Here is a 26,968-nt window from a genome sequence, read left to right as displayed (position 1 = left end):
CCACTTGATGGGCAACGCTCAGGGCCGCCCTCTCAGCTCTTTAGCGCGATGCGCGCCAGATCGGCGCGCTCGAGCTGCCCAAGAAGCCGCTGCCGCAGCGCGGCTGCGCCATCCTCCCTCAGGTCATCGTTGAAATCCCCGAGGCGGGGCTCGAGCACTGAAGCCGAGATGCCTGCGTCCCTGGCCCGCGCGCTCAGCTTGTCTGCCGCGGCCTGCCCGGCATCGTCGAGATCTCGCGCGACATAGAGCTGGCGGATCCCTTCGGGCAGATCGACGGCGCCGAGGTGCGCAGCCGAAAGCGCCGCCCAGACCGGAAGACCCGGGAGGGCTTCGCGCAGCGACAGCATGGTCTCGAGGCCTTCGCCGATCGCAAGGCACTCGCCCGGGGCGGTGATCTTCACGGCGTTACCGAGAAGATCGCCCATGGCCCGGCGTTGCACCTCAACGGGCGCCTTGTCCGATCCATCCTCTGCCAGCCAGGTACGGTGTACGCCGCGAAGGCGCCCTGCCCTGTCGGTCACCGCCGCAATCAGCGCTGGACGCGGCTTGGAGGCGGCCGCGTCGTGATCTCGATGCCAGCAGCGCGGAAGAAAGCGCAGCGCGGACGCGGACGCCGCGCGGGTGATGCCGCGGCTCTGGAGGTAGGTTTCTGCGAGAGTCCCGGGAAGTGGAAGGGACCCCTCATAGAGACGCTTTGCGGATGTCGATTTGCCGGATGCGCTCCTGCGCGTTCGAGGTGTGCTCGGATGCGCCACCGGCGTCGGGCGCCCGAGGTGTGCCCTGACCTCCGCCAACAGATCGGGAAACCGGGCGATCCCGGTCCGCGCCTTGATGATGTCGAGCAGATCACCGTATTCGCCGGTCGCGCCGTCAGTCCAACGGCCGCGTGCTCCCTTGCCTTCATCGGGACCGGTGAGGCGCACGTAGAGCGAGCGTCCGGGCGTGTTCTGCAGGTCCCCGACCAGCCAGTACCCGCCTTCGCGCCGCCCGGCGGAGAGATAGTGACGGCACACGCTTTCGGCATTCTGAGCCAGCTCGCGCAGCAGCTCCTGAGTTTCAGCATTCATGGCGATATCAACCTTTGCGTGTAGGTATTCCCCGAGTTACCTTGATATGCAAGTCTCTGAGGAGACACTAAAATCTGGCGCCGCGGAAATCCGCTGACCCCCACTGCCTCAGCGCCAAGCAGACGCCGTCGTCGACACGTGCGTGGGGCTATGCAAGATCGCGGCGGCGTTCGACGCCTTGTTCGCGTTGAAGGATTCAGGTAGGTCTGCCTCAGCCCTATCGGGGCTGAGGCGAAGGGCTCAGACGGCCCCGTGCTGGATCAGGAAGCGGCGTCCGATGCCAAAGCGATCGCCCTTCCTGAGAAGCGTCCAGGCCTCGACCAAGAGACGCGCCTTCATTTCAGAACCCATGATCAATACTCGCTCGGAAAGAGCAGGGTCAGCACGCGGCGCGTTTGCGCGTCGTCCAAGGGATCTTCGGCGCCATGGACGTAGTCCGCATCGAAGATATCAATCTTCCACCAGACCACCCTGCCCGCGATAGTGACCACGCCGAAGGTGTGATCCCCATGTGGGTCATTGTCCTCGGTGAACTCCGCAAACGCTGCCACCGCGATCTGGGCGCGGGTCACGAATTCCAGACCTTCCTCTGCGACACCCCGGGTGCAAAGAACGCGCCCCTGATAGACCGGATGGCCTCCCCGGATCATCGCGGCGCGGAATGCGTCATTTGCCGCTGCAACCTGCCGGGTGATCACCTCGGGATCTTTGCCAGCTTGCTCATGGGATACACTGTGCTCTTCAGCCATATCGGCTCCTATTTTCTGAGGCGGTTCGGGCTTGGTGCCTGCGTCCCGCCGATGGGCTCGGCCTCGCCACTCTGATTTGACGAAAACCATGTTTTCGGCGGAACAGAGTGGGGTGGGCGAAGCCCAGCCCACGGGCCTGAGCCGGACAGTCAAAGGATCGAAGACGGGGATGGTGCGGCCCGCAGGCCGCAGGCCGAGGACACGGTCCCCGGCGGAGACGACGCGCAGCGCGCGGCGCTTGTCTTTTGACTTTCCGGAGCAGGTCTGTTGGCGGAAAGGAACTGAAACATGCCATGGCCGGGGTGAGCGGGCGCAGCCCGTCGATCCCCTGCCCTGACTTTCGAGTTCATGCGAGACGCGCGCCCCGCGCGGCTCTCAACTCAGATCCCTTCGGGAACGATGGGCGCCACCCTGTCCATCAGTCGTTCGAAATCTTCCGGGCGATACTTCGCAAGCACAGCACCAGAACCATAGACCTGAAAACCGTGGTCATCCGGTCCGCAACCTTCCCCGGGATCTCCAAAGGGCATGCCACGCTTGGGCTTGGTCGCGCCGAGCGCTCGCAACTCAGCGGTTCGCCGACACCGCCGAGCAAGCAGAACATTGGGGTTGAAAAAGCCCACATAGATGCGAACTATTATGATCTATTATGAAGGAAGGATCGCCATGTCTCGACTAACCATCTCGATGCCCGAGCAGATGAATGAGTGGGTAGAGGCCCAGATCAGCACTGGCCGCTATGGCAACGTCAGCGAGTATTTCCGCGATCTCGTTCGCCGCGACCAGGAACGCAGGGAAGCCGCGATCAACGAGCTTCGCGCGCTGCTCGATCGTGCAGAAGAAAGCGGCGTGAGTGACCGCTCCGTCGCGGAAGTCCTCGAAGCTGCACGACAAGAAGCACGCCAAAAAGGCCTCCTGCGTGGCGACAACTGAACTATCAAGGGCGGCGGAGCGGGACCTTATCGATATCTATCTCTATGGGGCCGAACACTTCGGCGCTGCTCAAGCTGAACGCTACGCAAAGAGCCTCGCCTCGAAAATCGCGACGGCGGCGGACAATCCGAGTTTCGGTGTAGACTACAGCCATGTACGCCGCGGGCTGCGCCGTTACGAGAACGTGTCCCATGCTATATACTACCAACCGACGTCGGACGGCATATTAGTCCTGCGCATCCTCCATGGCCGCATGGATCCCGCCCGCCATTTGGCTTGACCAAGGTACCGCCGGTACTTGATCGCCATAACGCTCGACGCGTGCTGGACCCGTTAGCCCCGGCGTCGGCGATCTGTCCCTTAGTTCATTCGTCCGCCCCCTGCCCCTCAACTGACAGGACCAGTTGCCCTGTGTCGATCATCGGCGCGTCAGAAGCGATGAAGCCGCCCAAGCCTGCGACTGCGTCCTTGGCATCCCGCCCACTTGGATATCTTCGCAAAGCGTCGTGCAAGTCGTAGGCAGCCGCGCGGGCGTCTTCGTGCACGTCAGCCGTGACTTGGTTCCAGCAGTTGAGAAACTCTTCGACCTCACGGAAATACATCTCGAATTCCGCATGGATTTCATTGCCGGAGTATCCGGCGTCATGGAGGTAGCTCGCTTCAGGCTTCACCGGCTCGATGCAGGTCTCGGCCTGCACAGTAAGTGGTGCCAAGAGCACCAAGGACAGGGCCAAATGGACTGGACGCGGCACGACTTCGCTCCTTCTGTAGTCACGGCGCACGGTCACGCCGATCAATTCTTCAAATCATTTCGGCGTGGAATGCCTCGTCCGCCGCCACTGCACCTTCGAGGCGGCACTCTCCGGCGACACCTGCGTTCGGTCCGGGCTTCGCTCGAACGACTCGCCGATAGACTGAGCATTGACCACCCCCTGGCCCCGGCATTCCGCCAAACAAAGCCAGGATCACGATGCCCTACGCACCTACAGCGTCACATCTGGTGCCTAGCCGCCTGCGGCTCAAGCGACTGGTGTGCGACAGAGTCCGCGCTCCGCTGGGCGAAGGACGCACCGCGGGTAAACAATCGTGGTAAAGCCGTGAAAACGTAAGAAAATCAGCATGTTATATGTGACTCGGATTGGCGTCTTTTCGCCGATTCCCTCAACTCGAGGTTCAACTTAAAGATGATTTCTCCTAGAGATTACCCGTTCGCGCCGAAACCGGAAAACGAAAGCAGCCCGGGAACTACGTTGCAAACTGAATGCCTCGCGATCCCGTTGAGCGACGCACCACCAGCCATCCGCGTGCCCTTCGCGGTAGCCGAGGCGATGAGCCTATCCAGCCATGGTTTTCCTCCATGCGCGCGATCAGAAGAACCGGAAATAAAGGAGCAGATTATGGCTCAATTCTCAGGCCTCCCTAAAAGACGCGTTGCACAGATTCTACTTGGGAACGCTGTCCGCAAGTTCCTCAACATGGGGGGGCGACTACAGTATGACCCTCGAATGGAGGCCAAGACAAAGAGGACTCTGTGGTATGTGATCGGAGTTACCGGTGACGGCAAGACTGAACTGCCCGTGTACACGGTCGCTGGACAGCCCAAATGCTTCCGCACTGCCGACGCGATGATCCGATACCATTGTGAGATGTGCCCGGACGACCGAGAGCTGACGATCCGCCTGCCCAAGATGGCTTAGTCCAAGAATAGGATGGTCTCGCCGTAGGCCATCCTGCGCCACGCGGGCGGGCCAAATGTTCGTGTGGCGAAGGGCGAGCGCACAGAAGCACCAAGAGGCGGGCACGCTTCCCGTTTGCTGCCATTCACACAGAATCGAAAAGGGACTGTCGGGGCGCTTGAGTGATGCGAGTTTACGTCACTTACATGCCTGAGGATAACGCTGTCGGCGTTGCCTGTAGGGCAGGAAAATATGGTTAAACAACTGATTAAAAATAAAAAAGTATCATATTACTGCCAGGTCGACTTATCGCTGCACCCCCATCCCCAACAGAAAATGGTGGAAATTCAGTGAGAAGGTGATAAGCAGGTCTCAATGATATAAGAACGTCGAGGGCAGCATGAGCGGTATTCGAGGCTCGCAGAGGCTGGAAAACTACGCTTCCAAGCTCATCAAGAGCTTGCAAGACCACACGGCCGAAATCTTCCCACCGGATGCGCAGAAGACGCTCCGTTCCTACTCAATGAAGGAAGTTGGCGACCTCATCGGCGTCAATCCCAACACATTCCGGCACTACATCAAGACCTATGCCGACCACATGCCCACCGGCAAGCTGGTCAACGGCAATCGCCGGTATTTCACCGCCGAGGAGATGCAGGAGATCCGCGAGTTCCTGTGGAAAGAAGGCCGGATCGGCATCAAGGAGTATCGTCGTCGCCAACCGGGCGAGGAGATGAAGGCGATCACAGTCTTCAACTTGAAGGGCGGGGTCAGCAAGACAAGTTCGACGGTCCACCTCGCGGAAATCCTTGCCCTCCGGGGGTATCGGGTGCTTGCGGTCGACCTCGACGCTCAAGCCTCTCTGACGAACCTGTTCGGCCTCACCCCCGAGGCCATGCCGGACATGCCGAGTTCCTATAACGTCATCAGCTACAAGAACCCGTTGCCAGTGCGCGATGTGATCCGGAAGACTTACTTCCCGGGCATAGACATCATCCCGGCGTCTATGGACATCATCGAGTTCGAGTATGAGACTGCTCTCTCCTTCCGCGATGGCGGCACCAGTTCTCCGTTCCACAGCAGGATGGCGGAGGGGCTCAGCCAGGTGCGCGATGACTATGACATTGTCCTCTTCGACACCCCGCCTCAGCTTTCATTCGCGGTGATCTCTGCCCTCTTCGCATCGAGTGGGATGATCATTCCGCTCACCGCGTCGATGCTGGACGTGATGTCGCTATCGACCTTTATGACGATGGCGGCCGAGCTCATGGCCGTCGTCGAGGAGCAGGATCAAGATAAGACCTACGATTTCATCAGGTTCATGATCACCAGATATGAGACCGGTGATCAGCCTCAGCTGCAGGTGGCCTCTTTCATGCGCACCGTCCTTGGCGATGCGGTCATGAACAACGAATTCCTCAAGTCTACTGCGATCGGCGATGCCGCGAACACCAAACAGCCGCTGTTTGAGGTCGAGCCGCGAGACATCACCAAATCGACTTACGACCGGGTCATGGCCTCGATCTCTGGCATGGCTGACGAGGTCGAGGCAGATTTGCGAAAAGCATGGGGACGAACCTGATGGTACGCAAAAACGTCTTCTCGAGCACTCTTCGTGAGGCCATGTCCGGCTCCAAACCAGAGCAGGAGGAGCCGCGCGCAGACGAGACTCTTTCGGAGCCCCCTGCCCCGCCAGGCACCTCGGCTTCTCACCAGGATGAGAACCCCGCACCAGCGAGCACGTCGGGCAAGCGGAGCAATCCCAACGTGGAGATCTTCAGGAAGTCATTCCAAGAACAGATGCTGCGTACCATGCAGGATGTTGATCCGGATCGGGTCGATAGCTCACGTTTCCAAGACCGGCTTGATGTTGCTGAAGAACTCGACGGGCTGAAGGACTCGATCCGCGAAAACGGTCAGCAGGTGCCTGTCCTGTTGCGTCGGGTGGCGGGGGACCGCTTCGAGGTGGTCTATGGGCGGCGCCGTATCTTGGCCTGCCGCCAGCTCGGTATTGATGTTCGCGCAATGGTCGTGGAGATCAGTGACGAAGACGCGCTGATCGCACAAGGTCTTGAGAACGCGGCGCGTCTCGAAAACAGCTATATCGAGAAGGCTCTCTTCGTCGCCCAGGTCACAGACGCGGGCTACAGCCTCGCCACCATTCAAAAGGCACTCGACATCGATAAAACGCAGGCCTCGAAAATGCGCGGTGTCATCCGCGATGTCCCTCGCGAGGTCATCGCCGCGATTGGGGCGGCACATGGCGCTGGCCGACGGCCGTGGGAAGAGTTGCGCAACGCCCTCTCGGGCGATGACGCTCCCGGTCAAGCCCGCCTCCTCAAGATGATTGACGAGGGGTTGCCAAGCCACGAGCGACTGAAAAAGCTACTAGTTTTGCTGCGGCAAACACGACGCACTGAACACGCGGCCCCTGCCCCAGATGTGAAGATCGGCAACGGAGATTTCAAGCTCGATCGAACTCCGCGCTCACTCACTGTCAAGGCGCATCGCAACGCGCCAGAGGCTTTCCTGCAGCATCTCGAAGAGAACCTCGAAAGGATATATCAGGAGTGGCAAAATGATAACGCCTAACTCATTGATTATGAACAACTTTGACCTGAATTCTGGGATTCCTTTCCGACTTGGAAAGGACTTGTAGGAAGTAGTCTGAAAGACAAATCCTACGTTGCAATGGCTATTGCCCACCGGGCAATAGCATCTTTCGGAGAAGAAGAGCGCCCGGCCAGGCACCGGGTTGAGGTAAACGAGCAGAAAAAGGAGCAGACCCCAGCAAAAGAAAACCCCCCAAAGACAGTGTCTTCAGAGGGCTTCTGTTCTGTGTAGCAACTAACAGATACCCGAAATCAGATCCACTGACAACACCGATTTCGGTGAACGGGTAGCTTTTGCCGTCTGAAATGGCATGAAATCCATAACAACCGCGGCATTCAATGCCGGGGCGCGGGAGAATTGCGTCCAAACCATGGGACCGGTTTTCCGCCCCATCCGGCGCTGGTCCCTCTTTGACCTAGTCAAGGCCTCCGCAGAAGCGCTTGCGCTCAATCCAGGCGACCTAACAGCTCTGCGAGCAATGCTAACCTTCCTTCCTTTGAAGGACGGCAACGGCACAGAAGTGCCAGCTACGCATGAAATGCTACTCATCTGTTATGCATCGAACGCCTCCATTTGCGAACGGACTGAAGGCATGGATGAAAGCAACCTAAGGCGCCACATTCGCAAACTGGTAGACTGCGGACTCGTCCGCCGGAAAGATAGCGCGACCGGCAAGCGTTTTCCTCTCAAGAGTGGCGGCGTGGTAGTCGACGCCTTCGGGATCGACCTACGACCTTTGTTCCAAGCTGCTGAGCATTTGCAGGGCATGGCCACCAAGATTAGAGAGGAAGAGCAACTGCGACGGAACTTGCGCAGCGAAGCCTTTGCCTTGCGCCGTCGCGTCCTCGATTTGGAGAAGCCTGTCGATGCGTCCACCCAGAGCTTTCTCAATGGCCTAACCAACCTTCTTCGTCGGAAGAGCACAACCGTTACTCAAATCGCGGCCGCCCGAGATCGACTGCTCGATCTGCTCAAAGCGCCCTGCCCCGCACGGCCGGATCACGCCACCTCGAAGACATGCGTCCTGCCCGCGGACAACACTAAACCGGTTGTCCAAGACCTCGTCAAAACAGACTCTTCAGGAGTCCTGCCTCGAAAGGATGACACCGAAACCGGAGATTTGCCCGCCAGCGACGGACGATTTACCCGCCAAGTAGAGTCACAAACTTTGAGAAAAAAACGTACTCAGCTACGCAAGGCGAAGGACTCGCCTTGCGTAACCTATGCCGATTTGCTGAGAAGAAATCCTCATGCCGCAAGCTTCCTTCCTGACGCGGAACCAAGCGACGCAGGCTTACTCGAAGCTCTCTATGGATTAGGGGTGAGCCTTGGCATAAGAAACGCGCCATACACAGCAATTCTCCGACGTCTCGGTCTGCACAGACTCGTCGATATTTTCGACCAGATGATCACTCGGGTAGAGACTATCAGCAATCCCCAGCGCTACTTCGAAGTGGCTATCGTGCAGAGTATGCCCCTGGGCTACCCATGATTTAAATGTGACCCGTGCCTGCCGGGGAAGACATGGAGTCAACTAACGCAACCCTGTGTGTCCGTCTTGCTGAGTGTCCCGAAAGCCACTCCGACGCGAAGCAACCCTTCTGCTTCCGTAGGGCCGGACGAGTTGCGCTGGTCGAGCTTATGTCGCCCTAACGCTGTGTGTCACTGTCAGCAAGTTGCCGTTCAGCGTGCAGTTTTCACGTTGTTCAGGCACTTAGTTGTGAATTGTTCTCCTCGCTGAGAGTGCCACCTCCCACTTCAGGAAAAGCTCCCCATGCCTTTACGTCCCAGCCGCTCATTGGTCTTAAAGGTAGGAGATTGGCTTGGGCATGCCCATGCGAAATCGGGATTATCGTAGCTATTGCCCACTGGGCAATAGGCAGTCAAAGCGAGGATCTGTAGGACGGCCGACCTAGGAAATTTCCCGTCTGCTAGTACTCTCAGACAGGAAGTTGCGGTTGCCGATCAGCTAAGCAGTCTTGGTTCTCACTGGACTTCAAACCCCACGCATAGATCAGCCGGTGCGCTCTTTCAGACTCTGCAAGCGCTCAGTAAGTACGCGAAGAAGCCCTATTGCCCGGTGGGCAATAGCTGCAAAGCGCGCCCCGTGCGCCGTGAAAAAAGTAGCGGTCAGGTCTAAGCTGATTGCAGAGAGTCACAACTCCGTCACTCGCGCGTTCTCTGCGGACGTCCGATCTCTTCCAAAGCTCCGAGCAGGTCCAGGTCTCCACGGCGGAAATCTCGCAGCATACCCTCGAGAACCCCCGCAGGACACGCATCAGCTCGCGCACGCTCGGAATGCTTTGCATCGGCAATGAGCAAACAAATTGCAGCACTCGCAGATCCCATCGCACCGCGGAGTTCCCTCCACATAGCCGGATGCGCACCCATCTCCGGGAGCCTGTTCTGAGCCGAGACGACGAAATCGTAGAACACAAGCTGCCGCTGTCCGTAGCGGCGCATATCCAGGTGAAGCTGCATTTCCTGAGAGCATAGCGCGTATAGGCGTTCTGGCCCTAGTGATCCAAGAAACGCCGCCTGACCTTCTCCTGCCTGCCCGCGGCTCAACAGCTCTCCTTCAGCCCCTGCCTCCTTCGGAGGTTTGTCCTGGTCGCTGTAGCTCCGATCCTCCAGCTTGATATCATCGGAATGCCGTGCGTCATCCACCTCTTTGGCCGAAACTCGACCAGCGCCTTGAGTAGGATCTTGGGTCATATCTTGTATTAAGGGCCGCTCGTTTTCGCAGGTCCGACCACTTGATTTTCGCGGCTCACCCAGCGTGGCTGCGATCTTTCGGCACAGCGCGGCGGCATCCGCTTCGTGCAGGGTCAACTCTTCCAGAGACATGCGATGCAACCTGGCGGCCGAAGGCCACGTGTTGAGTTGGGCGCGAAGGGCCGCGGTGATCTCGTCACCTCTGGTCCGGTCAGCAAGCTCCGCTAGGAGCATCAGCGCGCGCCGCTTGTGGGCGCTGCGCAGACCGCGGAGTTGCCCGTGGGCTCTGCGAGTCTTCTCGAGTGCCTCTCGTAGTCCGAGGAACTCTTGCACGCGGGCAATACCGCGACCGAAGAAGACACCGCAGCCAGCGAACCCGGATCGCGCACCGTTTGCCATGGTCCGCTTCTCGATGAGGCCAGCGCGCTCCAGGATTTGCTCATGGGCGCGGATGCGGCAGGGGGAGACCCCGCGCTTTCGCGCGAGCTCGGTCTGACTGAGGTAGCAGCACGGCTCCTCAGCGCCGGTCTTGAAGGATCGCGGGCGCGTGGCACCGATCATCGCGCGGAAGGTCATCATGGCGGCAGCCCCAATGCCGACGGCACTGGCGATGGTATCGACGAGGTTGACGAAACCGTCGCGCTCCATGCCACTGGGGAGTGTGGGGAAGGGGCCATGTTGTCGGCCATGGCTCCATTGTTGCATCACTGTCATTCTGCTCGGTCCTTCTTCTTGAGAACGCGAGGCGGCGTGCAGACAAACCTCTCCCGATCGCACAGATGCGGTTTGGGGTTGTCCGTCATGTCAGGAAGCTGCTAGACCGTGAACATGTCAGTGTTCTTTTCAGGGTTTGCAGACCCTGAAGGTCTTGAGCTTCCCCGTGTAAGGCTGCCGCCTTCGCGGGGTTTGCTTCTTAATAGGGGCTGATCCTTTCGAGAGATGTCAGTAGTTCACCTGCTCGAACCCATAGCTCCCGCTATAGTCTCGCCAGTCGACAAACACCGCACGGGCATGGATGGATGGACAATCCTCGCCCCAACCATCAAGTCCTTCGAACGCGGCGGGGAGGTCGTCGACGCTGCTGTCCGACCAACCGAACGCCCCGTGCTCCCCATAGGTCCCGATCTGAACGTTCTGAGTGCGCCGGCAATGGCTCTCTTCGCTGCCGATCTCTCGTTGTCTGGCTAAAGCGACATGATAGACCCGGATCGAGCGGACAAAGTCAAACTCCGGGCCGCTGATGTCGACATTGGCAGCATGGGATTGATTGCCGTCCTGCGCCGCCAACGCGAGCGCGGTCATCGGGTCGGTGGACAGGGCCCCGAGCGTCTGGCCCAGAACCGAGGGTAGAACCGCCGTGCCAGGTTCATGGACGTCTGGCGCACTTCGCGCTGCGATTGGCACGAGACGGGGTAGGGGAGTTTGGTCGCGATCTCTGTCGTAGCTGGCGCCGAGCGGGCAATTCCAGATTTGAAGGGGCGGCTCGATCGGCGACGGAGTGATGCGCTCGATGAAGGTCTCGCGAGCTTCTGCGCACTCCGCGGTGGACGGCCAACCGCCCGCGAGACAAATCAGGATCGCGCAATCAACCTGGTAGGCCTGCGCCGTGCGCGGCGCTCCGATTGCCAGTTCGGAGGCCAGGATCGCCGCACCGGCGATTTTCCGCGCATGCCGGATTCTTAACTTAGCCACGTCAACTGACCTCCATCTTCCGTAGGGTCGGGGCTCCCGCACGCTTCGTGTTAACGTTAGGGAGCCCGCTATGAAATTAAGGCGAACTAATATGGGGCGTGCAGCCTCAGGTTGCGCCTTGAGCGGGTAGATTTCAGTAAACGCCGATTTTGTCAAATTCGTGTTTTAAGCTTTTTCGAAAATGGCATGAAAGGCGATTTTGAAAATAGGCCTTTCTCGTTGTGGCTGGGTGTGTTTCAACGTTACCCATCACCTGGCCAGAAAATCCCGACGACAGGTGTCCCCGAATGAAAAAACAACGCCCGATTACAAGCGATGCAGTACAAGGCTTCCTTCAGGATGGTGGCAAAATTGAATACCGCCCGATCGAGGCTTCCAGAGGATGGCACTGGGAGCTTTGGGCGATCCGCCCTGACGGGTCGGAAACCATCGTCATCTCATCTAAGACCGGAGATGACAGGGTTTTCAAATCCGCAGACGCGCTGGTCAACTTCCATCTTCGGACGTTCCCAGGCTCCGAAGGTGTCTGGGTTCCGATCCCCAAAGGCGCCGAAAGCCAAGACGTCAAATGACCGGCTGGGCGTATCCCGCGCCCAAATCCGCCTGCCTTTTTCTGGCGCGCGTCTCTCTCTGACCCTCTCAGCATTCCTTGCGGGCTTGCCCGGGATCGCAGACGCGGAGCCGATGAATGCCGCTGCGTTCCGCGCCCTGGCTGAGAACTGCGCGCCAGGCGTTTCGCCGAGCGTGATGGAAAAGCTCGTCGCTGCCGAGAGCGGCTTTGAGCCCTACGCGATCGGCGTGAATGGCCAAGGACAGCGATCTTACACGGCGGGAAGCGTCGAGGAGGCTGCGCAACTTGCGCAGCGCCTGATCTCCGAGGGCGCCTCCATCGACATGGGGCTCGGACAGATCAACAGTGCCAATCTCGAGTGGCTTGGTCTGACGCCCGACACTGTCTTTGACGCCTGTCGCAACCTCGGCGCGGCGCAGACCGTGCTGCGCGAGGGCTACGTCCGTGCGCGTGAGCGCGGCGTGGAGAAGGGCACAGCCCTGCAGCAGGCCCTGTCATCTTACAACACCGGATCGCTGACGCGCGGATTTGCGAATGGCTATGTAGACCGCGTCCTCGGGGGAGGGCATGGGACCATCCCCGTAGCAGCTGCGGCACGTCCGGCGGCACCGCGCGGGCAGGCCGATCCGCCGGAGGGCTGGGATGTGTTCGCCACATCAAACGGCTCCGGAGCCCACGTCTTCCAGTAGAAGGATTTCACCTTGAAACGTTTCCTACAACGTCACCGGTCCGCCGGTGCGCCGATCTCGCTCGCCCTGATCCTGGCCCTTGTCGCGCAGCCCGCAGCAGCCGCCGGGTTCACCGATTTCCTGAACAATATTCTCGACGAGTTTGAGAGCGCCAAGCAGCCGATCGCGCTCATCGCGATCATGTTCATCGGCGCGGGCTGGCTTTTCAACTTCGTGGATCTGCGCCGCGCGGCCTGGGCCGTGGGCGGGGTCGTGATGATCTTCGCGGCCTCCGAAGTGCTGACGATGATCACCGCATAAGGCGGGGCAGGGGGCTTTGATGACCAGGGAGAAGCTCAACGAGGACACTTTGTTCCTGGCGCTGACGCGTCCGGCAATGGTCTTCGGCATTCCGATCGAGGCTTTCGCGATCTCCTGCGGCCTTGGCGGCCTTGCGATGATCGTGGCGGACTCGATTGCGTATCTGTCCCTGGCACTCCCGCTTCTCGCGCTCGCGCGGCTGGTCGTCGAGCGCGACGCCAACGCCTTCCAGATCCTCTTTCGGTGGCTGGATACCAATGCCCGCTGCCGAAACCGCAGCTTCTGGGGCGGATCGTCCTCATCGCCGCTGCGATTGCGCCGGCGGTACCTGCTCGAGGAAATCGATTGATGGGCTTTGCGCGCAATATCAGAACCGAGAGCACCGCCGAGCGCTACCTGCCGTGTCTGCGTCATGCGGATGAGCATGCGATCATCACGCGCAATCGCGGTGCGTTTCAGATGATGAAGCTTGAGGGGGCGTCCTTTCGAACGGCGGACACGCGTCACATCAATGTCCTGCATGACACTCTGAGCCATGCGCTGCGCAGCATCGCAGGCCTTGGGGTGATGGTCTATGTCCATGTGATCCGCAGCCGCGACGAGGGCTCTCCGGCGGGCGTGTTCACCTCCGATCTTGCCAGCTGGATCGACGGCGCCTACCGCGCCCGGCTCGAGCAGAAGCGCCTATACCGGAACGACATCTATCTCACGCTCTACATGCAGCCGCGGAACCTCCCGAGCGAGCACCTCGTCCGCGGGATGCGGCGGGCCCGCTCGCGCCAGATCGAGGTGGATCAGGCGCTATTGGACGAGCTCGATGACAAGGCGGCCCAACTTGCTGGGAGCCTCAGCCGGTTCCGGCCGCGTCGGTTGTCGGTTGTTCGCAACGACCGAGATGTTCTGATTTCTGAGCCTGCAAGCGTCCTGAAGCAGGTGATTTCCGGCCGCCCTGCTGAAGTCCCGCTGGTTCAGGGCACGCTCGGCGGTGCGATTTACACCGATCGGGTGATCTTTGGCCGCGAGGCCTGTGAGATCCGCCATGCTGATGCCAGCACCTACGGGGCCATGTTCGGGCTCAAGGAATATCCCGCTTGGACCCGGCCCGACATGCTGGATGGCCTGCTGACCGCGCCCTTCGAGTTCATCCTGACCCAGTCGTTCCGCTGCGCGGGCAAGACCGACGCCCTGCGCCAGATGTCGCTGAAGGAAGGACGGCTGCGCAACGCCAATGACCCGGCGCTGTCGCAGGCGGACGGGCTGCGCGCGGCACGCGACGAGCTGATGTCCGGGACCTTCGTCATGGGCGAGCACAATCTCTCGCTGCTCGTGCTGAGCGAGGATCCGGTGGCGTTGAAAGCTTGCGCCGCGGATGCCGTCACATTGTTGTCGGAAGCCGGCGCGGTTGTCGCGCGCGAGGACCTGGGCCTAGAGCCGCAGTTCTGGGCACAGCTGCCGGGCAACCACGCCCACCGCGCCCGGACGGCGCTGGTGACCAGCCGCAACTTCACCGCTCTGGCCCCCCTGCACAACTACCCGACCGGACACCGCGCCGGAAACGAATGGGGCGCGGCCATTGCGAAGCTCCAGTCGAGCGCGGGGACGCCGTTTTACTTCAATTTCCACGTCGGCGATCTTGGCCACACGTTCATCTGCGGTCCCTCCGGCTCGGGCAAGATCGTTGTGCAGACCTTCCTGCTCTCGCAGCTCGAGAAGTTTGGCGTGAAGCGCGTGCTTTTCGACAAGGATCATGGTGCCGAAATTTTCGTGCGGGCCTCGGGCGGAACCTACCTCGATTTCCAGCCCGGTCTGCCCACGGGGTGCGCACCGTTCATGGCGCTCGAGCTTGATGCCGGCGGCCAAGCCTTCCTTGTGGCTCTCGTCAAATCGATGCTGGGCGGCCATCAAACCACCTTCTCGGCCAGCGATGTCCGCCGAATTGAGCAGGCCGTAGCAGGGCTTGCCAATCTTCCGCGTTCCGAGCGCAGCCTATCGGCACTGCGCGAGTTGCTCGGGTTCGGCGGCGGGGCCGAGGACATTGGCGCACGTCTCGACCGCTGGACGGGCGAGGGCCGTCTGGGTTGGGTCTTCGACAATGCGACCGATGAGCTGTCGTTCGACGCCGATCTCGTCGGCTTCGACATCACAGCTTTTCTCGACGATCCGGAAATCCGCAATCCGATCATGATGTATCTCATGCGGCGGGTGGAGCAGCTGATCACCGGCCAGAGGATCGCGATCTTCATCGACGAGTTCTGGAAAGCGCTGTCGGACCCGTATTTTTCCGATTTCGTGAAGAACAAGCTCAAGGTGATCCGCAAGCAGAACGGCATCATCGTCGCGGGCACGCAGTCGGCTTCCGATGTCATTGCAAGCCCGATCGCGCGAACCATCATCGAGCAATGCGCCAGCCAGATCTACTTTGGCACGGACCGCCCCAGCCGAAAGGACCTGGTGGACGAGTTCGGTCTTTCCGAACGTGAGTTCGAGATCGTGCAGAGCGAACTGCCCATGGGGCATTTCCTCATCAAGCAGGCCCAGAATTCTGTGGTCTGCGATCTCAACCTCTCCGGTCTTGATGATGTGCTGACCGTTCTGTCGGGGCGCACCGCGAGCAACGCGCTCATGCATGAGCTGCGGCAGAAATACCCCGCGCCCCGGGACTGGCTCCCGCGGCTCCTCGCGACACGAAAGGACCTGGCATGAAACGGCACGCACTTCGCGCCGCGACCCTACTCGCCTTGCTCGCGCAGCCGGTGCAGGCGCAGGGCGTTCCGGTGATCGACACCACCGCGCTGGCCAATGCCAAGGCGGAATTTGCCCAGCAAATTGCGCAGATGGTGCGGGAGCTCGAGCAGGCGCAGGCCCTTTACGCGTCGATCAACGGCATGACCGACATGGACTCGGTGGTGAATGCGCTCAACTCGCCGGAGGTGCGAGAGCTGCTTGGGCCTGAGGCCATGCAGATCGCCCGGGACTTCGATGTGACAATCGACGATCTGGGTGATCTGGCCAGCACTGCTCAGGACGCGGCGGATTTCGCCTCGCTCGGCAGCACGGACATCGATGCCGAGGATTTCTACCGCAGCGAGCTTGAACGGATCACCAACCGCTCGGCGCGAGACACCGCCATCGGCGAGCGGATCGTGACCCTCTCGGACGACCGGCTCGAGGGGCTCGATCAGCTCCGCGACAAGATTGGTGACGTCTCGACGCAGCGGGAAATGGATGCGCTCTCCGCCCGGATCGCGGTGGAGCAAGCCATGCTGCAGAACGACACCAACCGCATTCAGGGCCTTGCCATGCTGCAGGATGCGCAGACCCGCGTCGAAGACCAGCGCCAAGCGGAAATTGCTGCTCAACGCCGCGCTCGTGAAAGCGCTGGCTACGAGCGCATCTATGGCCCTGACGAATTCTAAGAAGGAGAACCTACCATGAAACTCGCCACTTCGATGCTGGTGACGCTGATCGCGGGCGCCGCGCTGACTGGATGCAAGGAAGAAGAAAACCAGACGGTAGAGTACTTTTCTGCCGACCCCGCCGCGCGCGCCGAGATGCTCGAGTCCTGCGAGGTTTCTGATCGTGCTGCCGAGGATGCCAACTGCGTCAATGCGGACGATGCGGAGCGCGCGGCGCAGCGCGATCAAGACAGCGAGGGCTTCAGCAATGTCTTCGGAGAGCCCTCGTTCGATTGATGTAAGCCCGCGTGGGAAGGGACTGCGGACATGCTGCAAGCTTTGTATGACAACTTCGTCGAGAGTCTGACGGCGAAGATGACGGATATCAGCGCGACGATGTCGGCAGAGCTGACGGCACCGCTGACCGCGGCAATGACCATTTACCTTATCCTCTACGGCTGGGCGATCATCCGCGGCTCTGTTCAGGAGCCGTTGCTCGATTTCACACTGCGGGGCGTCAAGCTCGCCATCATCTGGACCCTTGTTTCTAGCGCCGGCGACTACAGCGCCTGGGTAGGGGACACGATCCTGAACGATATCCCGGACTTTGTTGAACTGCTCGCCGGGGGATCAACAAATTTGCCCTCTGATGCCGTCATGGCAATGGCGGGCCAGATCAGTGTGAAAGTTCAGGAACAGTACGGCTCGGGTTTGGCCGGCACGATGTACGGGTATGCCCTTTCGGTGGTCTTGATCCTGATTGCGGTGCCCTTCGCGGCCCTTGCCTTCGTTTCCAGCCTGCTTGTGCACTTCGGCCTCACGCTATTGGCTGCAATCGGTCCGCTCTTCGTCGCGTTCGCACTCTTCGAGGTAACGCGTGGCTGGTTCTTCGCCTGGCTCGGGCAGGCCATGAACTTCTCGATCCTGAAGCTCTTGGTGATCGTCCTGATGATGACGGTCACGGCGTTCATCGGTGACGTCTATGCGAGCTTCAACATCGAAGAGGCTGCGGCATCGATTTCGGCCTTTCTGGTCGCGATGGCTTGCGGGACGATCTTCTTCTTCCTGCTGCCGTCCATCGCCTCCGCGCTCAGTGCCGGCACGTCGGCATCGACCGGCGCGGCGCAGCGCATGGTCGAGCGCAAGCTGTTTGGCACATCCCCGCGTGCCCATGGCCCCGGCAGTTCGAGTGGCTCGGCAACGCGCACAGATTGAGGTCGACAAATCGGCCTCTCCAACCCGCAAACCTTCAAGGTAACGAGATGAAATTTTCTGTCCTGCTCATGGCTGTTCTCGGCCTGACGGCCTGCGCGACAACCACACCGCTGCCGGATGTCGCTGGTACTCAGGTGCGCCCGCTGAACCCGACCAAATGGAACTACCGGGACGCGGTGCTGCAAAAGCAGCAGGAAATCGGCGTGTCGCCCCGGATCGCAGATACTCGGGGAGGCGCGGAGACATGAAACCCGCGGAGGACAAGGAATTTGCCGCCTATCTCAAAGAGGCGCGCAGCTTTGATTATGACCTGCGCCTTGCCGCCGAGCGCTCCAAGCGCACCGCCTGGATCATAGCCGGGGTCGCAAGCCTCCTTGCTGTGACCAGCGTTGGCGCGGTGGGGGTCATGGCACCGCTCAAGCAGGTCGTGCCCTTCGTGATCCGCGTCGATACCGCAAGCGGTGTTCCGGAGGTCATGACCAGCCTCAGTGATGGCGCCACGAGTTACGAGGAGACCGTCACCCGCTATTTCCTGGCGCGCTATGTCCGCGAACGCGAGGGCTACAGCTTTGCCGAGCGCGAAGCGATCTACCGGGAGGTGACGCTGCTCTCGGCCCCCGCGGAGCAGGCACGCTTCTCGGATGCCTTCAACGGCTCGAACCCCAACAGCCCGCAGTACATCTATGGCACCGACACCCGTGCAGAGATCAAGATAAGATCGATCTCCTTCCTGGGCGACGAGCTCGCGCAGGTCCGTTTCTACAAGACCGCGATCAATGAGCGCCAGAACCTCCGGACCCAAACCCTCTGGGTAGCTACGATCGAGTTTGACTTCGACGGCAGGGCCGAGATCAGCGCCGAGGACCGGACCATCAACCCTCTCGGGTTTCTTGTGGAAAGCTATCGGGCGGATCCGGAGGTGCCGCAATGAGGCTTCGGGCAGCTCTTCTTGCTTGCGCAGTGATGACGGCGGCAACGCCAGTTCTTGCACTCGACGTGCCGCGTCCCTCACGATCAGACACGCGGGTCCGGTCGGTCAGCTACAACGAATGGGACGTGGTGCGCGTAGTTGGCACAATTCGCACCACCGTGCAGGTTGTCTTCGCCCAGACCGAGGAGATCATCGATGTCGGCAGCGGCGATACCGTCTCCTGGGAAATCGTGCCGCGAGGGAACATCCTCTATCTGAAAGCGCGAGAGGCAAACCCGCCGACCAACCTGCAGATCGCCACGATGCGTGCCGATGGGACGACCCGGACGTATTCCTTCGAGCTCATCGTGCGCGAGGGGGCGATCACCAACACGTCCAAGGATGTCTATTTCCAGATCCGCTTTTCCTATCCGACCGATGAGGCCAATAGGCGGCGCGAGGCTGCTGCCACCCAGAAGGCCCGGGCCCAGGAACAGGCGGCCAAGGCTCGGCTGGCGGAGTCGGTGGCGACGTCGGGCTCAAAGAACTGGCGCTATCTCGCGGCCGGCAGCCGAGATCTGCAGCCGACCCAAGCCTACGACAATGGCGAGATGACCGTGCTGACCTTCGCGCGCCGGACCCGCATGCCCGCCGTGTTCATAGTCGGCCGCGCGGGCACCGAGCGTTTGGCCAACACCACCGTGCGGAAAAACCAGGTCATCGTGCACGACGTCGCTCCGGAACTGCGCCTGCGTCTCGGGGGAGAGGTGACCGCCCTTTACAACATGGGGCAGGGCTATGCGGTCGGCGGTGATGCCGGCACTGGCACGACCAGCCCCTCCGTTCGCCGCGAAATCATCGGAGAGTGAGCATGGCCGAGACAGAAAATTCCGATGAAACGCTGGAGGCCGCGGAGACCACCCTTCCGGGCGAGCGGGGCATCTCGTCGTTCGCCGGGGCAAAATCCGCAGGGCTGACCGAGAAGAATAAGAAGCTTCTGGTCGTGACGGGCATCGTGTTCCTTGGCGCAATGGCCTTCCTGCAATGGCCAAGTGACGCAGAGCCCGCCCCGGAGGAGGGGACTGAGCGTAGGGCCAGCACGATCCGCACCGCGGAGGATTTCCAACCCGCGGATCTTCCAGGGCAGGAAGAGAAGACATCCGCGCCTGAGCCTGAGGAGGAGCCCGCGGCGGCAGAGGATCCCGACGCGCTGGGACCCATCGAACGCGCGCGCCAGGAAGAGCAGCAGAGCCAGTCGTCAGAACCCAGCGAAGCCGAGCAGCTCTATGAGGCCTCGAAGCGCGCCCCGCTCATGGCGCATGCGGGCTCAGGGAACTCAGCTATGGGAGGCGCAACGCAAGGCGCAGCGTCCGCAGAAGGCGCCGCACCAACGCTCTTTGGCGGAGGGTCTGCCGAAGGTGCCAGGCGCGAACTCTCAGGACTGGCCGCAGAACTGGTCACCGGCACGCGCGGGGCCGAGCAGGCTCGAGTGCTGGCCCATCCGAACCTGACGGTCACCCAAGGCACCGTCATCCCCTGCGCGCTCGACACGGCGATGGATTCCACCGCGCCCGGTATGGTGCGCTGCACCGTCACGGATGATGTCTATGCCACCACCGGCGCTGTCATCCTTCTCGACCGCGGCACGAAGATCGTTGGCGAGTACCGGGGCGGTCTGCAACGTGGGCAGAAGCGACTCTTCGTTCTGTGGACTCGGGCCGAGACGCCGGCCGGGGTCATCGTGAACTTGGGCTCGCCCGGCGCCGACGCGCTGGGACGCACGGGTCTTGAGGGCGACATCGACACCCAGTTCTGGACGCGCTTCGGCGGCACGATGATGCTGTCGATCATAGATGACGCTCTGATCCTCGCGACCCGCTCGGGCACGGATGACGAGAGCAGCTACGAGAACACGCGTGACGCAGCGCGCAGCCTTGCGGAGACCGAGCTCGAGAGCACGATTGATGTGCCGGTCATCCTGCGCAAGAATCAGGGTGAAGAGGTCTCGGTCATGGTCGCCCGCGATCTCGATTTCTCCGGCGTGTACCGGCTGCGATGATGCAAGTGCGCGACACGAGTCTTGCAGAGCCGAGAGCTGCCAGCAGGGTCGTGCCCTCGGCTCTTGCCTCCCATCTGGAACCGCTTGCGCCTTGGCTCGCGCGGAGCGACGTGCTCGAGATCTGCATCAACCGCCCCGGAGAGGTGTTTGTCGAAGACGCCTCCGGAACCTGGGAGCAGGTTTCCGCTACGGCGTTCACCTATTCCTTTTTGCAGGGTCTCGTCGCCACCGTCGGCAGTTGGACTCGCCAGCAGATCAATGACCAGACGCCGCTCCTGTCTGGTGCCCTGCCGGGCGGTGAGCGCATTCAGGTCGTCCTGCCGCCGGCGGTGCCTGAAGGCACGATCAGCGTTACGATCCGCAAGCCGGCCCAGAAGAGCTACACGCTCGATGACCTGGTGGCTCAGGGCATGTTTGAGCAGGTGAAAAGCTGCTCGCAGGCTGGCGCCTTGAGTGCGGAGGACGAGAGCCTTCTGTCTCTGCACCGCGGCGGCAGCTGGCCGGCGTTCCTGACCTTGGCGGTACGGGCGAAGAAAAACATTCTGGTTTCCGGTGCCACCGGCTCGGGCAAGACCACGTTTTCGAAAGCGCTGCTCCCGCTCATCCCGTCGCACGAGCGGCTAATCACAATCGAGGACACGCTCGAGCTCGACCTGCCGCATCAGAATGTTGTGCGGTTGATCTATTCAAAGGGGGAGCAGGGCGCAGCGCGCATCACCGCCCGCGATCTTCTGGAAAGCGCCCTGCGCATGCGCCCGGACAGGATCTTCCTGCAGGAGCTGCGCGATGCCGCGGCCTTTTACTACCTGCGGAACGTCAACACCGGCCACGGCGGATCGATCACGACGATCCACGCAGACTCCCCCGCGCTCGCCTTCGAGCAGCTGGCGCTGCTGGTCAAGGAAAGCGACGCCGGCCGGGACCTCACGCGCGGCGAAATCAAGGAGATGCTGATCCACATGGTCGATGTCGTCGTGCAGCTCAAACGCACCGAGGTGGGGCGCCGCGTCACCGAGATCTACTTCGACCCCCTCCAGAAGCTGGGAGGCGGCACATGATCGTTCAGAACTGGCATCGTCTCGGCACGCCGGCGCGGGCCGCCGCAATCACCGCGGCCGCCGGCATTGGCGTGGTGGGCGGGCTCATGACCTCGGCCTACGCCCTGCAGTGGGGCCTCAAAGTTCCGGTGCATCTGCCCCGCGACTTGCTGCTCTGGCCGCGCGCGGCGCTCGCCGGGTACACCGATCCCGAGACCCTGAAGTGGGTCAAGCTTGCCGGCTACGCCGGGCTTCTACCCACTGCTGTCCTGGGAGCGGCTATCCTCAAGGCAAAGCCCAAGCCGAATGTCCACGGGAGGGCCGAGTTTGCCCGCGAGCGCGACATCCGGGGCGCAGGCATGCGCTCGAGCGGCGGTCTGATCGCGGGCTTCACCTCCACGCGCCCCCACAAGACTTACGGCAAGCCCGTGGACAGATGGGGCAGGGCGGTCGAGCACGGCGGCAAGCTCAAGATCCACAAGGTGGGGCACCTCAACACCCACAACCTGCTGATGTACAGCGGGGATGAGCATGTGCTCCTCTATGCCCCGACCCGCTCGGGGAAGGGTGTCGGTGTGGTCATTCCCAACTTGCTGAATTGGCCGGGCTCCGCTGTCATCCTCGACATCAAGAAGGAGAATTGGGCGCTGACCGCGGGTTTCCGTAAGTCCGGAGGGCAGGAGGTCTTCCTCTTCGATCCGCTCGAGCCTTCCGGCAAGACCCACCGCTGGAATCCGCTGGCGACCGTGCGCCGGGGCAGCGAGTTCCAGATCGAGGATCTGCAGCGCCTGGCTGATCTCTTCATCCCTGTGGCGTCCAAGGACCCGTTTTTCGACCGGGCCGCGCAGACTGCCTTTGTCGGTGTCGGTGGCTATCTCGCCGAAACCCCCGAGCTGCCGTTCACGCTCGGGGAGATTTACCGGCAGCTCACGCTGACCCCGTCCTTTGCAAAAACGTTCCGCAAGCGCATCGAGGACCGCGCGAAATCCGAACGGCCGCTCTCGATGCAGACGGTCTCGACGCTGAACGACTTCCTGTCGAAGAGCGAAAATACCTTCGAGAGCGTCAAGTCGACCATCACCGCCAATCTTGGGCTCTTCGCGAACCCCATGCTGGATCGGGCGACCGCGGCGTCAGACTTTGATTTTGCCGATCTGCGGCGCAAGCCTATGTCGATCTATGTCGGCATCTCGCCAAACAACCTTGGCCGTCTCGCGCCGCTGATGAACCTCTTCTTTCAGTCCTGTGTCGATGCGAACATGCAGGAATTGCCAGAGCAGAATCCGGCGCTGAAGCACAAGGTGCTCCTTTGCATGGACGAGTTCGCTTCCGTGGGCGAGCTGCCCGCCTTCAAGCGCGGCATTGGCTATTTTGCCGGCTATGGGCTCAAGGTGCTGACCATCGTGCAGACCCCGGCGCAGCTGGCCGACATCTACGGCCGCGATGGTGCCGATGCCTACATGGACAACTCTGGCGTCAGCATTGTTTTCACACCCAAGGGGCTCACCGAGGCGAAGAACCTCTCCGAGCGGCTCGGCACTCTGGGCGTCGAGGTGGAGAGCGAGAGCAAGTCCAAATACCTGGCCAATCGCCAGGGCACGACCGTCAGCCAGAGCGAGCAGCGGCGGTCTCTCATGTTGCCGCAGGAATTGCTGCAGATGGACCAGAGCGAGGCCCTGGTGCTGGTGGGTGGCCATCCGCCGATCAAGGCAAAGAAGATCCGCTACTACGCGGAATCTGCGTTGCTCAAGCGCACGAAGATTCCAGCGCCGCATGTTCCGTCCATCGCGGGCAGCACGCTCGAGCGAGAGCTCGCCGTGGTCAAGGCGCAGAATGCCATGCTGATCGCGCGCCAGGCGGAGATGCAGGAAAAGGTCGATCACATCCTCAGCCTGCAGGCCGCTCATGCGGAGAACATCGCCAAGGGCGAACCCGCGGAAGTGCCGATGTCTGAAGACGAGATCACCGATCCGAGCACAATTTCCTACGAGCGGCTGAGCCTGACGGGACATCAGCAACAGGCAAAGATTGCAGAGCTCAACACCGCCGGAACGATCGGAACAAAAGAAGGCGCCATCGAACTGCTCGAGGCTTTTGGATGTGGCGACATCGCGAACCAGCAGGGCGACGAAAGGGATGAGCATGGATGAGAAACAGAACGAGGTGGGGTTCACCCTTTCCTATGCCGGCAATGACACCATGGTGCGGTTTGCCACGGCAGCGGAGGCCGGACGGGCATTCGCCGATGCGGATGCAGCGCAGCGGCCGCGGGTCATAGAGGCGGTGGGGCAGGGCGCGCGCACGCTGGCCTCGACCGTGACCATCGGGACGGACGTGCAAAAGTCGGTGCCGGCGCTGGAGAGCTTGCCCGACGTCTCGGCGAAGGAGATCGGTTCCAAATCCCGTGAAGGGTTTGGCGAGTGCGACCTCGCGTTTTGGACCGCGTATCATGAGCGCGTTGCGGAGCAGAAGCGAGAGGACGCCGTGAAATCCCCGGTGGCCGAGGTCGCCGCAACAGCGCGAGAGGAACAAGGCCGGGGAACGATCGCCCCGGACGAAGCCACGAAAACCCGGGCAGGGGAGGATCGGTTCTCCCTCCCGGCCAGCTACCATGACCGTTTCCTCGTGACGAAGGCCGCGCATCAGCAGGATCTCTACCGGTCCTACGAAGACGCGCGCCCGGCAATCAGCGACGCGGGTGACCGGCTCAGCACACGCAATGCGGATCGCGGCACCGCCATGGACATGATCGAGCTCGCGGCGCACCGTGGCTGGCAGAACCTGACAGCCCGGGGGCCGGAAGAGTTTCGCCGCGAGATGTGGATCGAGGGCACGGCGCAGGGCCTGAAGGTCCAGGGTTATCGACCGTCCGAGAAGGATCGCGAAGAAGCCAGTCGTCGGGGGCAGATGCTCGGCGAGCGCGTGCTCGAACGCACGGAGGGTGAGCAGATCGAGCGCGGCGGCAGTACAGGAGGGTCGTTGCGATCTGACGGGCCGGCGAAGGACGGAAACGTGGTGCGGATGCCGCGCGCCAACTTCGCCGAGGGGATCACCGGCACGATCACCGAAATCGGCTCTGCACCCTACCGCAATCGCGAAGGCGCCGATCCCGTGCCATTCATCGAACTCACGCGCGAGGGCGGAAAAGCAGAGCGTCTCTGGAGCGTGACCCTGCCCGACGCCGTCGAGAAACATGATCTCAAGGCTGGGGATCAGGTGACGCTGTATTCGCCGGGGGTCGAGCCGGTGACCTACAAAACCATAGACAAGAAGTCAGGCGAAGAGGTCGAAAGACGGGGGCATCGGCGCCTTTGGGATGCGCGGGATATTCAGCGAGCAGCAGAGGTCAATCGGGGTGCGCCGAGCGTCGTCGAGGCGCAACCACGGGAAAAGTCGGCAGCTGTAGCCGAGGAGAATAGCACAGTGTCCGACAAACCGCGGGACCAGGAACTGTCCTCAGAACGTCTCGAGGATCGCATCAAGCACTACGAGCCCGGCGATCAGGTTGTCAAAGGCCCGGCCAGTGTGCTCGCGCATATGGACGCGCGGATGCGGGCCGGCGGGGTGTCGGAAAAGGATCGGGAGGCGGCGCGAGAGAATGTCGCCAAGCTCCTGTCGCAGGGGCTGCAGGCTGGCAAGTCGGTCCGGGTTCAGAGCTTGGCGAATGTTTCCAAGGAGCAGGAAAGGGGGGCGCAGAACGCGGGGCAGGTGGCTGAGAAAGAGCGGGAGCGTGGCGCGCAGAAGGGACAGGAGCGGTGAATGCCGCACGTGGCGTGGTGGGTTGCGGGATTTCAGAATTGGGTCCTGTCCGCATGCTCGTGGGAGTTGCGGCCTTGGTCTGGCTGGAACTCCAGATTTCGATGCATTTGGCACTATGCCATTGACGGCGCTTTGGTCTGTGGACACTAGCTCCACCTGAGGTAGATCTCGCGCCCGTGACGTGCGGCATCAGGCTTCAAAGAGGCGGGGGAAAAGCATCTCGTGCGTCTGACTGGGGAAGCGCAGTTGCAGGGGCGCGCGGGGCGTGGTGGATCCCAGCACCCCATCATCGGTGAGTTCCTTGATAACGGCGCGTGCGGTGCGCGGGGCCACGCCCAGGATGGCCGCTGCATCGCCGCGGTCAACTTCGCCCCGAACGAGGACTGCCCGCAACAGATCAGACGCGCCGGCACGGAAGTCGCGGCTTTTCGCATAGCGCGCGAGACGCTTGCCCATCCCGTCAAATCCCAGAAGCTCGTCCATGAACTCTACCTGGTCGAGACAAACCTTCAGGAACCAGTCGGTATAGGTGGTTAGTGCCGCCAGGGAGAGATTGCCACGCCCGTCGCGATCGCCCTGCCGAACCCGGTCGGCCAAATGCATCATTGACTTGTACTCGTCGCGCCCGGGTAGACCTCCCTCCAGTCCGCGGGCGAGCCCCCGGGAGACCGACCAGAGGCCGCTGGCACCGATCCCGGCATGATGGGCCAGAGCATGGCTCATGAGCCGACTGACGCGGCCGTTGCCATCGTAGAACGGATGGATGAAGTTGAGCCGGTGGTGGGCCGTGGCCACCGCGAGGATCCGGGCCGTCTGCCCGTGCAGCCAGTCAAGCCGGAAGCGCGCATGGAAGTAATCCATGAAGGCCGGCACCTTGTCATGGGGCGGAGGCACATGCTCGCCGATCTCCACGTCCCCGTCACGCCATTCTCCCGGCACCATGACCACCGGGTGCGCGCCTTCCCGGATCGTCAGGGCGGAGGCGTCAAGGTCCCGGTAAAATTCAGCGTGAAGCCAGCGGATGAAGTCGGGTCCGGTCGGATCCTCGAGCGTGCCGGCTGCGGCCTTCGCATCGATCTGCGCCTGGATGCGGACGTGGGCGGCGCTTTCCTGTTGCAGGGCGCGGCGCTTCGGGTCGGCATCAAAAGTGCCTGACAAGGCGCGCTCAATCTCCCGGGGCCGGGTGTTGTTGCCCTCGATCCGGTTCGAGTAGTAGCTGTTCATCACCCGGATCATTGAGGCGACCTCGGCCAAGGTCTCGGCGGGCAAGTTTCGACCCAGCTTTGTGGCAGCCGACGCTAAAGCCAGGGCGCAGTCGGCCAGCTTGATCGGCAGATCCTCGATCCGGGCAGGCTCGATTCGCGTAGGGGCGATGATCATCTCGGCCACTCCGGAACTCCATTTCGTGCCACTAAGTTACTTGTCTAAGTATCTGCATTGTGGAGAATTATTCAAGGATATTTCAATTTCATGCCACTAAGGTACGCCACTACTTCGTGCCACTCTGCCCGACTGCTAGAAATCCCGACGCTTCCCGAGCCGGTGAAGGAGATAGACTACGGCCAGCCAGTGCTGTGACGGCGGGGCG

General features: G+C 61.5%; 26 protein-coding genes. 20 read left to right on the top strand and 6 right to left on the bottom strand.

Translation table 11 applies throughout. The features are described from left to right. Window positions 1-32 precede the first annotated feature (32 nt). Together IQ782_RS23545 and IQ782_RS23540 are read right to left on the bottom strand one after the other, a co-directional pair. The gene (locus IQ782_RS23545) at window positions 33-1,067 is read right to left on the bottom strand and encodes a DUF7146 domain-containing protein (RefSeq protein WP_194137112.1); all 1,035 of its coding nucleotides are present in this window, start codon (window positions 1,065-1,067) and stop codon (window positions 33-35) included. Window positions 1,068-1,420: 353 nt separating this feature from the next. Further along, window positions 1,421-1,816, bottom strand: a complete 396-nt coding sequence (locus IQ782_RS23540; protein ID WP_194137111.1) for a DUF3768 domain-containing protein — start codon at window positions 1,814-1,816, stop codon at window positions 1,421-1,423. 639 nt (window positions 1,817-2,455) lie between these two features. On the opposite strand from IQ782_RS23540, the gene IQ782_RS23535 reads away from it, so the two are divergent. Together IQ782_RS23535 and IQ782_RS23530 are read left to right on the top strand one after the other, a co-directional pair. Beyond that, window positions 2,456-2,749: a type II toxin-antitoxin system ParD family antitoxin gene (locus IQ782_RS23535; protein WP_240989521.1), complete on the top strand. Its 294-nt coding sequence runs from the start codon at window positions 2,456-2,458 to the stop codon at window positions 2,747-2,749. Continuing rightward, window positions 2,736-3,029: a type II toxin-antitoxin system RelE/ParE family toxin gene (locus IQ782_RS23530; RefSeq protein ID WP_194137110.1), complete on the top strand. Its 294-nt coding sequence runs from the start codon at window positions 2,736-2,738 to the stop codon at window positions 3,027-3,029. The genes IQ782_RS23535 and IQ782_RS23530 overlap by 14 nt, the downstream gene beginning before the upstream one ends. Before the next feature lie 85 nt (window positions 3,030-3,114). Here the strand turns inward: IQ782_RS23530 and IQ782_RS23525 are convergent, their stop codons facing one another. Then, window positions 3,115-3,546 (bottom strand): hypothetical protein, encoded by a 432-nt coding sequence (locus IQ782_RS23525; RefSeq protein ID WP_194137109.1) that lies wholly within the window; start codon window positions 3,544-3,546, stop codon window positions 3,115-3,117. Between the two features lie 1,279 nt (window positions 3,547-4,825). Here IQ782_RS23525 and repA point away from each other — a divergent pair. The 3 genes from repA to IQ782_RS23510 all read left to right on the top strand — a co-directional run bounded on the left by repA (window position 4,826) and on the right by IQ782_RS23510 (window position 8,530). Beyond that, window positions 4,826-6,007, top strand: coding sequence for a plasmid partitioning protein RepA (gene repA, locus IQ782_RS23520; RefSeq protein ID WP_194137108.1), 1,182 nt, complete (start codon window positions 4,826-4,828; stop codon window positions 6,005-6,007). Then, entirely contained in the window at window positions 6,007-7,017 is a 1,011-nt protein-coding gene (repB, locus tag IQ782_RS23515; RefSeq protein ID WP_194137107.1) for a plasmid partitioning protein RepB, read from the top strand. Before repA ends, repB begins: the two co-directional genes overlap by 1 nt. A 331-nt stretch (window positions 7,018-7,348) precedes the next feature. Further along, the gene (locus tag IQ782_RS23510; protein ID WP_194137106.1) at window positions 7,349-8,530 is read left to right on the top strand and encodes a helix-turn-helix domain-containing protein; all 1,182 of its coding nucleotides are present in this window, start codon (window positions 7,349-7,351) and stop codon (window positions 8,528-8,530) included. A 674-nt stretch (window positions 8,531-9,204) separates the two neighbouring features. Here IQ782_RS23510 and IQ782_RS23505 read toward each other — a convergent pair. Together IQ782_RS23505 and IQ782_RS23500 are read right to left on the bottom strand one after the other, a co-directional pair. Next, entirely contained in the window at window positions 9,205-10,467 is a 1,263-nt protein-coding gene (locus IQ782_RS23505) for a helix-turn-helix domain-containing protein (protein WP_194137105.1), read from the bottom strand. A gap of 228 nt (window positions 10,468-10,695) precedes the next feature. Then, the gene (locus tag IQ782_RS23500; protein WP_338092641.1) at window positions 10,696-11,445 is read right to left on the bottom strand and encodes a hypothetical protein; all 750 of its coding nucleotides are present in this window, start codon (window positions 11,443-11,445) and stop codon (window positions 10,696-10,698) included. Between the two features lie 287 nt (window positions 11,446-11,732). Here IQ782_RS23500 and IQ782_RS23495 point away from each other — a divergent pair, with 287 nt between their 5' ends. The 15 genes from IQ782_RS23495 (at window position 11,733) to IQ782_RS23425 (ending at window position 25,380) form a co-directional block, all read left to right on the top strand. Then, the gene (locus IQ782_RS23495) at window positions 11,733-12,017 is read left to right on the top strand and encodes a hypothetical protein (RefSeq protein ID WP_194137104.1); all 285 of its coding nucleotides are present in this window, start codon (window positions 11,733-11,735) and stop codon (window positions 12,015-12,017) included. A gap of 112 nt (window positions 12,018-12,129) precedes the next feature. Then, a complete protein-coding gene (locus tag IQ782_RS23490) occupies window positions 12,130-12,705 on the top strand; it encodes a lytic transglycosylase domain-containing protein (RefSeq protein ID WP_240989520.1) in 576 nt (191 codons plus the stop codon). Window positions 12,706-12,717: 12 nt separating this feature from the next. Further along, window positions 12,718-13,005: a TrbC/VirB2 family protein gene (locus IQ782_RS23485; protein ID WP_194137103.1), complete on the top strand. Its 288-nt coding sequence runs from the start codon at window positions 12,718-12,720 to the stop codon at window positions 13,003-13,005. Between the two features lie 19 nt (window positions 13,006-13,024). Continuing rightward, window positions 13,025-13,354, top strand: a complete 330-nt coding sequence (locus tag IQ782_RS23480; protein ID WP_194137102.1) for a VirB3 family type IV secretion system protein — start codon at window positions 13,025-13,027, stop codon at window positions 13,352-13,354. Then, window positions 13,354-15,708: a VirB4 family type IV secretion/conjugal transfer ATPase gene (locus IQ782_RS23475; protein WP_194137101.1), complete on the top strand. Its 2,355-nt coding sequence runs from the start codon at window positions 13,354-13,356 to the stop codon at window positions 15,706-15,708. The genes IQ782_RS23480 and IQ782_RS23475 overlap by 1 nt, the downstream gene beginning before the upstream one ends. Window positions 15,709-15,779: 71 nt before the next feature. After that, entirely contained in the window at window positions 15,780-16,421 is a 642-nt protein-coding gene (locus IQ782_RS23470) for a type IV secretion system protein (RefSeq protein WP_338092640.1), read from the top strand. Between the two features lie 15 nt (window positions 16,422-16,436). Further along, window positions 16,437-16,697, top strand: a complete 261-nt coding sequence (locus IQ782_RS23465) for an EexN family lipoprotein (RefSeq protein ID WP_240989519.1) — start codon at window positions 16,437-16,439, stop codon at window positions 16,695-16,697. 30 nt (window positions 16,698-16,727) lie between these two features. Next, window positions 16,728-17,615: a TrbL/VirB6 family protein gene (locus tag IQ782_RS23460; protein WP_194137099.1), complete on the top strand. Its 888-nt coding sequence runs from the start codon at window positions 16,728-16,730 to the stop codon at window positions 17,613-17,615. Between the two features lie 47 nt (window positions 17,616-17,662). After that, on the top strand, window positions 17,663-17,863 hold the full coding sequence (locus tag IQ782_RS23455) for a hypothetical protein (RefSeq protein ID WP_194137098.1): 201 nt from the start codon (window positions 17,663-17,665) through the stop codon (window positions 17,861-17,863). Continuing rightward, window positions 17,860-18,546: a VirB8 family type IV secretion system protein gene (locus IQ782_RS23450; protein WP_194137097.1), complete on the top strand. Its 687-nt coding sequence runs from the start codon at window positions 17,860-17,862 to the stop codon at window positions 18,544-18,546. Before IQ782_RS23455 ends, IQ782_RS23450 begins: the two co-directional genes overlap by 4 nt. Beyond that, window positions 18,543-19,394: a P-type conjugative transfer protein VirB9 gene (gene virB9, locus IQ782_RS23445; RefSeq protein ID WP_194137096.1), complete on the top strand. Its 852-nt coding sequence runs from the start codon at window positions 18,543-18,545 to the stop codon at window positions 19,392-19,394. The genes IQ782_RS23450 and virB9 overlap by 4 nt, the downstream gene beginning before the upstream one ends. 2 nt (window positions 19,395-19,396) lie before the next feature. Beyond that, on the top strand, window positions 19,397-20,584 hold the full coding sequence (virB10, locus tag IQ782_RS29970) for a type IV secretion system protein VirB10 (protein WP_240989526.1): 1,188 nt from the start codon (window positions 19,397-19,399) through the stop codon (window positions 20,582-20,584). Next, on the top strand, window positions 20,581-21,642 hold the full coding sequence (gene virB11, locus IQ782_RS23435) for a P-type DNA transfer ATPase VirB11 (protein ID WP_338092639.1): 1,062 nt from the start codon (window positions 20,581-20,583) through the stop codon (window positions 21,640-21,642). Before virB10 ends, virB11 begins: the two co-directional genes overlap by 4 nt. Next, window positions 21,639-23,771, top strand: coding sequence for a type IV secretory system conjugative DNA transfer family protein (locus IQ782_RS23430; RefSeq protein WP_194137094.1), 2,133 nt, complete (start codon window positions 21,639-21,641; stop codon window positions 23,769-23,771). Before virB11 ends, IQ782_RS23430 begins: the two co-directional genes overlap by 4 nt. After that, window positions 23,764-25,380 (top strand): LPD7 domain-containing protein, encoded by a 1,617-nt coding sequence (locus tag IQ782_RS23425; RefSeq protein ID WP_194137093.1) that lies wholly within the window; start codon window positions 23,764-23,766, stop codon window positions 25,378-25,380. Before IQ782_RS23430 ends, IQ782_RS23425 begins: the two co-directional genes overlap by 8 nt. A gap of 189 nt (window positions 25,381-25,569) precedes the next feature. Here the strand turns inward: IQ782_RS23425 and IQ782_RS23420 are convergent, their stop codons facing one another. After that, on the bottom strand, window positions 25,570-26,760 hold the full coding sequence (locus IQ782_RS23420) for a Fic family protein (RefSeq protein ID WP_194137130.1): 1,191 nt from the start codon (window positions 26,758-26,760) through the stop codon (window positions 25,570-25,572). Window positions 26,761-26,968 lie beyond the last annotated feature (208 nt).

Origin of the sequence: Salipiger mangrovisoli (assembly GCF_015223355.1) — a bacterium.
In the GTDB taxonomy this organism is placed as follows: domain Bacteria; phylum Pseudomonadota; class Alphaproteobacteria; order Rhodobacterales; family Rhodobacteraceae; genus Salipiger; species Salipiger mangrovisoli.
The sequence above is the reverse complement of the archived record's forward strand: the minus strand, read 5'-3'. Positions and strand labels throughout refer to the sequence as shown.